The following is a 12,548-nucleotide window of genomic DNA, read 5'->3' on the forward strand; positions in this document are numbered from 1 at the left end:
ATGGATATCGGGATGATTCGTGGCCTGGGCACCGTCGTCGTGATGGTGGCCTTTATCGGTCTGGCGTTGTGGGTGTTCAGCCCCAAGCGCAAGTCGGAGTTTGACGACGCGACCTTGCTGCCGTTCGCGGATGATCCCGAAGCCATCAAGCACGTCGAGCAAGCTTCTAGGAGTAACAAAGAATGACTACGTTCTGGAGTCTGTACGTCACAGTCCTCAGTCTGGGTACGATCTTCGCCCTGACCTGGCTGCTGCTGTCGACCCGTAAGGGCCAGCGCGCCGAACAAACGGACGAGACTGTTGGTCACTCGTTCGATGGCATCGAAGAGTACGACAACCCACTGCCTAAATGGTGGTTCATGTTGTTCGTGGGCACCATTGTCTTCGCCTTGGGTTATCTGGTGCTCTACCCGGGCTTGGGCAACTGGAAAGGCCTGCTGCCAGGGTATAACTACCTGGACACCGAAAAGCAGACCCCTTTCGCCAATGGCCAGACCGGCTGGACCGGCGTTCACGAGTGGGAAAAGGAAATGGCGCGTTCGGATGCCAAGTTCGGCCCGATCTTCGCCAAGTTCGCCTCCATGCCGATTGAAGAAGTCGCCAAAGACCCGCAAGCCCTGAAGATGGGTGGCCGCCTGTTCGCCTCCAACTGCTCGGTCTGCCACGGTTCCGACGCCAAGGGTGCCTATGGCTTCCCGAACCTGACCGACGCCGACTGGCGCTGGGGTGGTGAGCCGGAAACCATCAAGACCACCATCATGGGCGGTCGTCATGCCGTGATGCCGGGCTGGGCTGCCGTGGTTGGCGAGCAAGGCGTTGCCGACGTCTCCGCCTACGTGGTGACCAGTCTGCACGGCCGTAAACTGCCGGAAGGCGCCAAGGCCGATCCGGCCAACGGCCAGAAGCTGTTCGCGGCTAACTGCGTGGCCTGCCACGGCCCAGCTGGCAAGGGCACGCCTGCCATGGGCGCACCTGACCTGACGCACCCGGCCGGTTTCATCTACGGTTCGAGCTTCGCTCAGCTGCAGCAGACCATCCGTTACGGTCGCCAGGGCCAGATGCCTGCCCAGGCCGATCTGCAGGGTAACGACAAGGTCCACCTGCTGGCTGCGTACGTCTACAGCCTGTCTCATGGGGAACCGGCGCCAGCCGCCGATGCCCAGTAAGGCACACGCCTGATGTACCAAAGGCCCCGTCAACCCATGTTGGCGGGGCCTTTTTTATTGGTGGGTATCCAGGAGCGAAGCTGTTTAACTTGCTCGCCGCCCACGCCAGTAGTAACGTGCCTACATTGTAGTTTATGAGGGCACTGCCATGTCCATCACGACCATTTCCAGCCGCGAATTCAACCACGACACAAGTGGTGCCAAAAAAGCCGCCCGCCAGGGGCCAGTCATCATCACTGACCGTGGCAAGCCGGCCCACGTACTGCTAAGCATTGAGCAGTACCAGAAACTGACCGGCATTGGCACCAGCATTGTCGAGTTGCTGGTCATGCCTGACGCGCCGGATACCGATTTCGATACCGAACGTGCCGTCATCACTCCCCGGCCAGTGGACCTGTCCTGATGTTTCTACTCGACACCAATGTCATTTCGGAACTGCGCAAGCCGCATGCAGATAAAAACGTACAGGCCTGGGCACGGAGCGTGTCCGCCCCCAACCTGTATGTCTCGGCAATCACCGTATTGGAGCTGGAAACTGGTGTAATGCGCTTCGAACGCAAAGATCCGGTGCAAGGCAGCCGCCTGCGCGCGTGGCTGGATAACCACGTCCTGCCCGCATTTTCCGGCAGGATCCTGGCGGTCGACCGCACCGTCGCGCTGCGCTGCGCTCGCCTGCATATACCGGATCGCAGCAATGAATGCGATGCACTGATTGCCGCCACCGCGCTGGTCCATGGCCTGACCGTGGTCACCCGCAATGTGAGTGATTTTCAAAGCAGCGGCGTGGCCTTGCTCAATCCATGGTCAAGCTAATATAACGTCGCGACGGACCATCAATTACCGCCAAGGAGATAGGCGCAATGGGCATCGAAACACTTCAGCGCGCAACGATGAGCCCCCGGCATGTCTGACGCGCTCTGGGCCGCTCGCCTGGGCGATGCACTGAACCACACCTCCATGATGGCCGACATTCTCGGCGGCGTGCTGGAAGTGGCGGCCAACATCGCCATCACCGCCCTGGCGACGGCAGCGGTGGTGGCCGCCACCGGCATCACCGTCGCCACGGGTGGCTTGGGTTGTTTCCTGCTCGGTGCGGTGGTGGGGGCGGTCGTGGGCATTGCCATGAGCAAGACCGGGGCCGACGAAGGCCTGAGCAATATCTGCGAAGGCATCGGCAACGCGCTCTTCCCGCCCACGGTGCAGGCCAACATCCTCACCGGCTCCAAGGACACCTTTACCAACAACATCCCCTCGGCCCGCGCCGCCGGAGCGGTTGTTTCCCATGTCGCGCCGGCCGGCACTGAACTGGACATGCCCGAGCCGGAAGAAGAAGCCGAGCCCAGTTACCTGGACATGGCCGGCAACTTCTTCTCGCAGATGTGGCGCCCCACCGTCGCCTCGCCCGCCCCCGGCACAGAGACTCGGCCGGAAGACCTGGTGATCTGCACCAAGCACCCCCCGATGCCGCCGCAGTTCATGGCTGAAGGCTCGGACAAAGTCACCATCAATGGCCAGCCCGCCGTGCGCAGCGGCGACCGCAGCACCTGCGATGCGACGGTGGTCTCGGCCGGGTTGATTTCCCCGGACGTGACCATCGGCGGCGGCTCAGTGGTGGTGCGTGAGATTCGCAGCGGCAAGACCCCGGGCGTGGGGCTGGCGGTCACCGCGTTGCTGATGCTCAAGGGGGGCAAGGGCAAGTTCTTCAGCAAACTGCCGTGCATGCTGGCCGGTGGCGCGGCGTCGATGGCGGTCAGCAGCGCTATGGGCGCCGCGGCCAACGCCGCCATGGGTTCGTCGAACCCGGTGCATGCCGCCACCGGCGCCAAGGTGCTGGGCCGCGATGAAGAGCTGGACTTCGTTTTGCCCGGTGTTCTGCCAATCGACTGGCAACGCTTCTACAACAGCCGCGACGAGCGCCGCGAAGGTATGTTCGGTGCGGGCTGGAGCGTGGTCTACGAGGTGCAGGTGGAGATCCTGGCCCATCCCGAGGGCGGCGAGACCCTGCTCTACACCGACGAACAGGCCCGGCCCATCGACATGGGTTCGATCCCGTTGGGCGGCGCGGTGTTCAGTGCTGGCGAAGGCCTGGCCGTGCGACGTCATCTCAACGGGCAGTTGCTGATCGAAAGCGACGACGGTGTGTATCGCCTATTCGAACCCACGCCGGGCCACACATCCCTGCTGCGCCTGAGCCAACTCGGTGACCGCAACGACAATCGCATCTTCCTCGACTACGACGCCGCCGGACGACTGATACGCCTGCGCGACACCTTCGATCTGGTGCAAGTCGAGCTGATCCGCGAGCGCGAACGCGTCACCCAGATAGAACGCCTCTACCCCGACCAACAGCGCGAAGTGCTGGTCAGCTACGCCTACGACACAGCGAACAACCTGAGCGAAGTACGCGACGCCACCGGCCAGGTGCAACGGCGTTTCAGCTACGACGCCGGCCAGCGAATGCTGGAACACCAACTGCCCACTGGGCTGCGTTGCTTCTACGAATGGGCCTTGGTCGAAGACCAGGAATGGCGCGTGGTCCGGCACTGGACCGACGAGGGCGACACCTACCAGTTCGACTATGACCTCAAGGCCGGTGTAACCCGCATTACCGACGGTTTGCAGCGCGTCAGCACGCGCCACTGGAACAGCCAACACCAGATCACCCGATACAGCGACAACCTCGGCCAGACCTGGCTGTTCGAGTGGAACGACGAACGCCAACTGCTCAGCGCCACCGACCCACAGGGCGGGCGCTATGAATACAGCTACGACGAGGCCGGTAACCTGATCGGCGAGACCGATCCGTTGGGCCGCAGTGATTCGACGTTATGGCTCGAGCACTGGGCGCTGCCGCTGGTGGACACCGACGCCGCCGGCCACAGCTGGAAATACCGCTACGATCAACGCGGCAACTGCACCGCCGAAACCGATCCCCTGGGCCACGTCACCCGCTACCGCTATGACGCCCACGGTCAGGTCATCGAAATCATCGACGCCACCGGCAAGCTTAAAAAGCTGCGCTGGAATCCGTTCGGGCAGTTGGTGGAGCACATCGATTGCTCGGGTTACCCGACACGGTTCAGCTACGACCAGCGCGGCTACCTGCAGACCATCACCGACGCCCTCGGCGAGCGCACCCAGTTCAGCTACGACGCCCAAGGCCGTTTGCTCAGCAGCCAATTGCCGGATGGCCGCACCGAACAGTACCAGCGCGACCTCGCCGGGCAGTTGACCGGCTACACCGACCCGGCCGGGCACACCACGCTCTACCAGCACAACCGTCGCGGTCAGGTCCGCCAACGCACCGACGCCCAGGGCCGGCAGGTGCAATTCGCGTACGACAGCTACGGGCGGCTGCAGGCGCTGGTCAATGAGAACGGTGAGAGCTATCGGTTTACCTGGGATGCGGGGGATCGGTTGGCCGAACAGCGCAACCTTGATGGCAGCGCCAAAGGCTACACGTACGACGTCCTCAACAACGTAAAACGAGTCGAAACTATCGCAGCGCCGCGAGGTGATCATCAGCCCAGTGAAAGGACCATTGTTCATCATCTCGAACGTGATGCCATTGGCCGGCTGACCACCCGAATCACACCTGATGGACAGTCCCGGTACAGCTATAGCCCGTTGAATCAGTTAATCGAAGCCACCGTCATCGCTAACGACGGCAACGAACAACGACTGGGCTTTGCTTATGACGCGCTGGGTTATCTGATTGAGGAGCAGAGTTCAGCGGGCGTTCTGAAGCATCACTACGACGAACTCGGCAACCTGATCCAGACCCACCTACCCGACGGCCGTTGGGTCAGCCGCCTGTACTATGGCAGTGGTCATCTGCACCAAATCAACCTCGACGGCCACGTCATCAGCGACTTCGAACGCGACCGGCTGCATCGAGAGGTGCTGCGCACCCAAGGCCAAATCAGCACACGGAGTGAATATGACCGTAGCGGGCGCTTACGCAGCCGCCAACGCCGGCATACCAGCCAGCCGTCGTTGATGCCTGCCGCAGATCAAACCCATTTTGAGTTTGATCCTGGCGACCACCTGGTGGCGCGCCTTGAACGGCAGCCAAAAGGTCAACAACGCCAATTGCTGCACTACGATGTGACCGGCCGCATCCTGGCAAGCCAGGGCACTCGACAAGGCCAGAATGAAACATTTTCCTTCGATGCCGCCGCCAATCTCCTCGACAGTTCACCTGGTACAGGTGGGCGGGTTACGCACAACCAACTCAAGCGCTATCAGGATAAGCATTATCGCTACGATGATTTTGGCCGAATGATTGAAAAGCGCAGTGGGCGACATGGCCTGCAGCGCTTCAGTTACGACTCGGATCACCGGCTGGTTGAAGTTCGAACCCAGAAATCCGACGGTGAAAACGTCGTCAGGATGCGCTACGACCCGTTGGGCCGAAGGATTGAGAAAACCGAACATGACGACAACGGGCGTCTCATCGCCCGCACGCGTTTCGACTGGGATGGCCTGCAATTACTCAAGGAACATAAAAATAGCCTGACCAGCCTGTACCTCTATATTGGCGACAGTCACGAGCCCTTGGTCCGGGTCGACGGCATCGGTGAACATCAACGCATCCGCTATTACCACAACGACCCCAATGGTCAGCCACAGGCCTTGACGGAAAGTGACGGCCATCCGCTATGGCACGCTCACTACCAGGTATGGGGCAATACCACTGATGAAGTCCGTGAGCCGTACTACATCGAAGAACAGAACCTGCGTTTTCAGGGGCAATACCTGGACCGGGAAACAGGCCTGCACTACAACACCTTCCGCTTCTATGATCCCGACATAGGCCGCTTTACCACGCCCGACCCCTTGGGCCTGGCCGCAAGCCTGAATCTTTATCGCTACGCACCGAATCCATTTACCTGGATCGACCCGCTGGGGCTTAAAGAGAATGAGATTATCCGGTACATGGGCGAGAGCGAAACCGTCTCGTCCAAGGCCGCCAACGGAGGCAAAGGCGGCTTGGTTCCGAATATCCGAGGAGAGAAAGCGGTCTGGGTCAACCAGGACAGTAACCCTGGATTCAACCCAGGCAATGAGAAGTATCGGGTAGTGGCCACCGTCAATAACGAAGGGGTCAGCATGCTCAATAACCACAAGGACATCTCTACCGTTGACTATAAAGAGACGGGCCTGAAAGATGGCGTGCTGTCCAAGACGAATGAGCCCAAGGCCAGAGGCATCGGTTTCCGATTATTGGATAAATTCAATAAAACCATTACGTCATTTCGTGTCGAGAAGAAAGGCCCGAACGGAAAATGGAAGACCTGCGGATAAAGCCAGATGGACATATTCGATCTTCTCTCATACAAGCTTGAAAATTTCCTGAACGTCCGGCCGTATCCGAAGGCGTTGGGTGCTGTTTTTTACAAAGAAGACGAGCCTTCGCTACTGAACGTCGTCGCGAAAAAACACAATGGCGCTCCCTTCAGCGTTAGCCGCTGGCGGGACTTGTTTTCCACCAGCGCTTTCGAAAAAGCCATGCTGAAGAACGGCTTCACGGAACCCGACTGCTACGCCCTCCTCCTGGTCCTGTCGCGCTTTGGCTACCTGCTTGAAATCGACAACCGTCAACGAACCAACAAGGAATATTTTATTTTCTTCTACCTGATCCAACTGATCAGCTTGAAGAACAGCACCCTGGATGCGGATGCGCGCCTCAGGAACTACATGCTTAGGTTCCTCCTCTTCGAATTGAGCATCGATGACGAGGCGTATCGTCGGTTCAGCATCGAGGGCAATCAGTTGATGATGGCGACCGATGGGCTGGGGTCCGTGGCTTTTCTGGATGTGATTGATCTGGTTTACAAAGCGATCAAGGCCGACAGCAGGAAAGAGCATCAACTGCTGAGTACGTTGAAAACGTTTCAAACAAGCACAGTCAGATTACTCAGCGAGCCCGACGATACCCATTACCGCTGCGCGATCAATGATCGTCACAGCGAGCTTATGTACCCCGACGTTTTTTTGCCCACCTATGCTCAGGACAGGCAAAAAATATTTGATGCTTTGATCGACGCGGTCAATCCGCTTCAGTCAACGGCAAACCTGTTCGTCTCCAATATGGTTGTGATGAATTACGCCTTTCACGTCCTGAAAGACAAGCCTCACGAAATTCTAAAACTAAAAAAACACGTCCGTGATGAAGCGCTGTTCGGCCAATTGCTGGAGGTGATCATCATGCGTCGGATGGCAGTCAACAAAGCGCTGTTCGAAAAAATTCCCACGGGGCACGATCTGTCCTTGATCAAGGATGAGCAAACCGCGTTCTACAACATTTTGTACCGCCGGTAGAAACTTGATGCATTTGTGCGCCTGACGCTTCTCTTTGCAGCGCACAAAAATAATCAGAGCCGGGATTCGGCTGTGCTCAAGAAAACCCTGGCGGCTAGATCAAATTGGGAAACAAGCAGTTCGATCTGGCGCTTGCGAACAAATGACCAGGCGCAGGTTAAGCGCAAATCCCCGTGGCGAGGGAACTTACCCCCGCTGGGCGGCGGAGCCGCCAAAAATAGTGGCACAAAACAATCAGGAGGGGCTGTCGAACGAGTCGGCAGGCCCTTGGTTTTTTCGCCAACGCCATGGAATGTCTATAGTCAATTGATCTGGGTCATGACTTGTTACATCCGCTACACCATTCTATGCAGAGTCCCAACGCGACCAAAGGTCGCACCCTTGAGCTAGACCTACAGGCGTATCATTGCACCACTGCAATACCCTTTCTGACCGTGGTCGGCACGTACTGATCCCGGCACTTTTCCACTGCCGTGGGATGCATTTTGATGAGTAACCAGATTCCGGTACATGACGTCACCCCGCCTGCCAAGGACGCGAACCAAAGCGTCGACCTGTATGCCTCTCGGGAAAAAATCTACACCCGTGCCTTCACCGGCCTGTTCCGCAACCTGCGGATGGTCGGCGGTGGCGTGTTGTTCCTGCTGTATTTCGGTACGGTCTGGCTGAACTGGGGCGGGCATCAGGCCGTCTGGTGGAACCTGCCCGAACGCAAATTCTTCATTTTCGGTGCGACCTTCTGGCCGCAGGACTTCATCCTCCTGTCCGGACTGCTGATCATTGCCGCCTTCGGCCTGTTTTTCATTACGGTCTATGCCGGGCGGGTCTGGTGCGGCTACACCTGTCCGCAAAGCGTGTGGACCTGGATTTTCATGTGGTGCGAGAAGGTCACCGAAGGCGACCGCAACCAACGCATCAAGCTCGACAAGGCGCCCATGAGCGGGAACAAGTTCCTGCGCAAGTTGGCCAAGCACAGCCTGTGGCTGCTGATCGGTTTTGTGACCGGCATGACCTTCGTCGGTTATTTCACGCCGATTCGCGAACTGGTGTTCGAATTCTTTACCGGCCAGGCCGATGGCTGGTCGTATTTCTGGGTCGGCTTCTTTACCCTCGCCACCTACGGCAACGCCGGCTGGCTGCGCGAGCAGGTGTGCATCTACATGTGCCCTTACGCCCGTTTCCAGAGCGTGATGTTCGACAAGGACACCCTGATCGTTTCCTACGACCCGCGTCGGGGCGAAAGCCGTGGCCCGCGCAAGAAGGGCGTTGACTACAAGGCCCTGGGCCTGGGGGACTGCATCGACTGCACCATGTGCGTCCAGGTCTGCCCCACCGGTATCGACATTCGCGATGGCCTGCAGATTGAATGTATCGGCTGCGCGGCGTGCATCGACGCCTGCGACAACATCATGGACAAGATGGATTATCCGCGCGGGCTGATCAGTTACACCACCGAACATAACCTCTCGGGGCAGAAAACCCATAAACTGCGCCCACGCCTGATCGGTTATGCCCTGGTGCTGCTGGCAATGATCAGTCTGCTGGTGACCGCGTTCTTCATGCGTTCGCTGGTCGGTTTCGACGTCAGCAAGGACCGCGTGCTGTACCGCGAGAACGCCGAAGGCCGGATCGAGAACGTCTACAGCCTCAAGATCATGAACAAGGACCAGCACGACCATACGTACGTGCTGGAGGCCTCCGGCCTGCCGGATCTCAAGCTCCAGGGACGACGGGAAATCAAGGTCGCGGCCGGTGAGATCTTCACCCAGCCGGTAGAACTGTCCAGTGCACCGGACCAACTGCCGTCGAGCACCAACGAGGTGACGTTCATCCTCAAGGATGCCGATGACGACAGCGTTCATGTTGAAGCCAAGAGCCGGTTCATCGGCCCACAAATTCGTTGAGAGAACTGAACATGCCTGCAGCAACCGCCACCAGCCCCTGGTACAAGCATCTCTGGCCGTGGATCATCATTGCGATCCTGGCCTGCTCGGTGACGCTGAGTCTGACCATGGTGACCATCGCCGTGAACAACCCGGACAACCTGGTCAACGACAACTACTACGAAGCCGGCAAGGGCATCAACCGCTCCCTGGAGCGCGAACTGCTGGGCCAGACCCTGCAACTGCATGCCAACGTGCAACTGGATGACGTCACCGGCGAAGTGAACCTGCGCCTGAGCGGCGACAGCCGGCCCCAGACCCTGGAACTGAGCCTGATCTCGCCCACCCAGCCGGAGAAGGATCGCAAGATCGTCCTGACGCGCAACGACAGCGAGCCGGGACGGTATGTCGGTCAATTGACGGACAAGATCGAAGGCCGGCGCTTTGTCGAATTGCTGGGTGTGGAGAACGACAAGACCTGGCGCCTGTTCGAAGAAGAGCAGATCAACCATGACCAGGCCATCCTGCTCGGCGATGAACCGCTGCAAGGCGCTGAAGACCTGAAGAAATAGACGGCTGCGCTGCGCGCAATCGCGAGCAGGCTCGCTCCCACATTGAGGTGTCGTTAGGTTCAATTCACAGCGACGCAGACCTGTGGGAGCGAGCCTGCTCGCGAAAAGGCCTTCAGATGCCAGAAAGTTTCGATATGTGAATACCTCATGACCACCCCACTGCCTTGCTACCACTGCGCCCTGCCCGTCCCCCCGGGCAGTCGCTTCACCGCCGTTGTCCTGGGTGAAACCCGTGAGCTGTGCTGCCCGGGCTGCCAGGCGGTGGCCGAGGCCATTGTCGCTGGTGGTTTGGAAAGCTATTACCAGCATCGCAGCGAAGCGTCGGCCAACCCCGAAACCCTGCCGGTCCAGTTGATCGATGAGCTGGCGCTGTACGACCGCCCGGACGTGCAGCAGTCGTTCGTGCGCCATGAAGGCGAGCTGGCCGAAACCACGCTGCTGATCGAAGGCATCAGTTGCGCCGCCTGCGGCTGGCTGATCGAAAAACAACTGCGCAGCCTGCCGGCCGTGGCCGAGGCGCGGCTGAACCTGTCCAATCACCGCCTGCACGTGAGCTGGGCCGACGCTCAATTGCCGCTGAGCACCTTGCTGGCCGAACTGCGCCAGATCGGCTACGTCGCCCATCCCTACCAGGCCGATCAGGCCAGCGAACAGTTGGCCGCGCAAAATCGCCTGGCCCTGCGCCAATTGGGCGTAGCCGGTTTGCTCTGGTTCCAGGCGATGATGGCGACCATGGCCACCTGGCCGGAATTCAACATCGACCTGAGCCCGGAGATGCACACCATCCTGCGCTGGGTCGCGCTGTTCCTCACCACACCTATCGTGTTCTATAGCTGCGCGCCGTTCTTCAAGGGCGCGATGCGCGACCTGCGCACCCGACACCTGACCATGGACGTTTCGGTGTCCCTGGCCATTGGCGGTGCCTACGTGGCCGGGATCTGGACGTCCGTCACCGGGGTGGGCGAGCTGTATTTCGATGCCGTGGGCATGTTCGCACTGTTCCTTCTGGCCGGTCGCTACCTGGAACGCCGTGCCCGGGAGCGCACCGCTGCCGCCACCGCACAACTGGTCAATCTGCTGCCGGCCTCGTGCCTGCGCCTGGAGGATAACGGCCAGAGCGAACGAATCCTCCTCAGCGAATTGCGCACCGGCGACCGGGTCCTGGTGCATCCCGGAGCGGTTCTGCCGGCCGACGGCAGAATCCTCGACGGCCAGTCCAGCGTGGACGAATCACTGCTGACCGGCGAATACCTGCCACAACCTCGCCAAGTGGGCGACACGGTGACGGCCGGCACCCTTAACGTAGAAGGCGCATTGACGGTCCAGGTGTTGGCACTGGGGCAAGACACCCGGCTGTCGGCCATCGTCCGGTTGCTGGAACGAGCCCAGGCCGAAAAGCCGCGGCTGGCGGAAATCGCCGACCGCGCCGCGCAATGGTTCCTGCTGTTCTCCCTGGTCGCTGCGGCGGCCATCGGTCTGCTGTGGTGGCAACTGGATGCCTCTCGCGCCTTCTGGATCGTGCTGGCGATGCTGGTCGCTACCTGCCCTTGCGCACTGTCCCTGGCCACGCCAACCGCTCTTACCGCCGCCACCGGCACGCTGCACAAGCTTGGCCTGCTGCTGACTCGCGGCCATGTGCTGGAGGGCCTGAACCAGATCGACACGGTGATTTTCGACAAGACCGGCACCCTCACCGAAGGGCGTCTGGCGTTGCGCGCCATTCGAACGCTGACGGCCCTGGACAGTGATCAATGCCTGGGCCTGGCCGCTGCCCTGGAAAATCGCTCCGAACACCCCATCGCCCGTGCCTTTGGCCGCGCGCCACTGGCCGCCGAGCATGTGCAAAGCACCCCGGGGCTGGGTCTGGAAGGGCTGGTGGGTGACCAGCGCCTGCGCATCGGCCAACCCGGTTTTGTCTGCGAACTCAGTGGCGCAGCGGTGCCGGTGATGCCGGATGAGCCCGGACAATGGTTGCTGCTGGGTGATGACATCGGTCCGTTGGCCTGGTTCGTCCTCGACGACCGCTTGCGTACCGACGCCCCGGCATTGCTGGCCGCCTGCAAAGCGCGGGGCTGGCGCACACTGTTGCTGTCGGGCGACAGTTCGCCCATGGTTGCCAGTGTCGCCGCCGAACTGGGCATCGATGAGGCCCGCGGCGGTTTGCGCCCGGACGACAAACTGGCCGTGTTGCAACAGTTGCACCAGCAGGGCCGCAAGGTGCTGATGCTCGGCGACGGGGTGAACGACGTGCCGGTGCTGGCGGCGGCGGACATCAGTGTCGCCATGGGCTCGGCCACCGATCTTGCCAAGACCAGCGCCGATGCGGTGCTGCTGTCCAACCGTCTCGACGCCCTGATCCACGCCTTCAGCCTGGCCCGGCGCACACGGCGGGTGATCATCGAGAACCTGGTGTGGGCGGCACTGTACAATGGCCTCATGTTGCCGTTCGCCGCCCTCGGCTGGATTACGCCGGTGTGGGCCGCGATCGGCATGTCCATCAGTTCGCTGACCGTGGTGTTGAATGCGCTGAGGCTGACTCGCCAGCCCAAGATGCAGGTTTTCGATGCCTCGCCCGATACCCGCCCGCTGCCGGCCTGAGCCGC

At 60.3% G+C, this 12,548-nt stretch carries 9 protein-coding genes; all 9 read left to right on the top strand.

The features are described from left to right. The 9 genes from HQ912_RS18810 to HQ912_RS18850 all read left to right on the top strand — a co-directional run bounded on the left by HQ912_RS18810 (position 1) and on the right by HQ912_RS18850 (position 12,543). Entirely contained in the window at positions 1 to 186 is a 186-nt protein-coding gene (locus HQ912_RS18810) for a CcoQ/FixQ family Cbb3-type cytochrome c oxidase assembly chaperone (RefSeq protein WP_003183474.1), read from the top strand. After that, positions 183 to 1,166: a cytochrome-c oxidase, cbb3-type subunit III gene (gene ccoP / locus HQ912_RS18815; protein WP_076385618.1), complete on the top strand. Its 984-nt coding sequence runs from the start codon at positions 183 to 185 to the stop codon at positions 1,164 to 1,166. Before HQ912_RS18810 ends, ccoP begins: the two co-directional genes overlap by 4 nt. A 148-nt stretch (positions 1,167 to 1,314) precedes the next feature. Beyond that, a complete protein-coding gene (locus HQ912_RS18820; RefSeq protein ID WP_076385620.1) occupies positions 1,315 to 1,569 on the top strand; it encodes a type II toxin-antitoxin system Phd/YefM family antitoxin in 255 nt (84 codons plus the stop codon). Then, positions 1,569 to 1,979, top strand: coding sequence for a type II toxin-antitoxin system VapC family toxin (locus HQ912_RS18825; protein WP_076385622.1), 411 nt, complete (start codon positions 1,569 to 1,571; stop codon positions 1,977 to 1,979). Before HQ912_RS18820 ends, HQ912_RS18825 begins: the two co-directional genes overlap by 1 nt. 90 nt (positions 1,980 to 2,069) lie before the next feature. Next, positions 2,070 to 6,473, top strand: a complete 4,404-nt coding sequence (locus tag HQ912_RS18830) for an RHS repeat-associated core domain-containing protein (protein ID WP_260990043.1) — start codon at positions 2,070 to 2,072, stop codon at positions 6,471 to 6,473. Between the two features lie 6 nt (positions 6,474 to 6,479). Beyond that, positions 6,480 to 7,490 (top strand): hypothetical protein, encoded by a 1,011-nt coding sequence (locus HQ912_RS18835; protein WP_076385624.1) that lies wholly within the window; start codon positions 6,480 to 6,482, stop codon positions 7,488 to 7,490. Between the two features lie 488 nt (positions 7,491 to 7,978). Beyond that, positions 7,979 to 9,394 carry a cytochrome c oxidase accessory protein CcoG gene (ccoG, locus tag HQ912_RS18840; RefSeq protein WP_047227182.1) on the top strand — a complete coding sequence of 472 codons (1,416 nt, stop codon included), beginning with the start codon at positions 7,979 to 7,981 and terminating at the stop codon, positions 9,392 to 9,394. A gap of 11 nt (positions 9,395 to 9,405) precedes the next feature. Further along, positions 9,406 to 9,945, top strand: coding sequence for a FixH family protein (locus HQ912_RS18845; protein WP_047227181.1), 540 nt, complete (start codon positions 9,406 to 9,408; stop codon positions 9,943 to 9,945). A 147-nt stretch (positions 9,946 to 10,092) separates the two neighbouring features. Next, the gene (locus HQ912_RS18850; protein WP_076385626.1) at positions 10,093 to 12,543 is read left to right on the top strand and encodes a heavy metal translocating P-type ATPase; all 2,451 of its coding nucleotides are present in this window, start codon (positions 10,093 to 10,095) and stop codon (positions 12,541 to 12,543) included. The last annotated feature ends 5 nt before the right edge of the window (positions 12,544 to 12,548 follow it).

This window comes from Pseudomonas sp. MPDS (assembly GCF_013283895.1).
Classification (GTDB): domain Bacteria; phylum Pseudomonadota; class Gammaproteobacteria; order Pseudomonadales; family Pseudomonadaceae; genus Aquipseudomonas; species Aquipseudomonas rhizophila.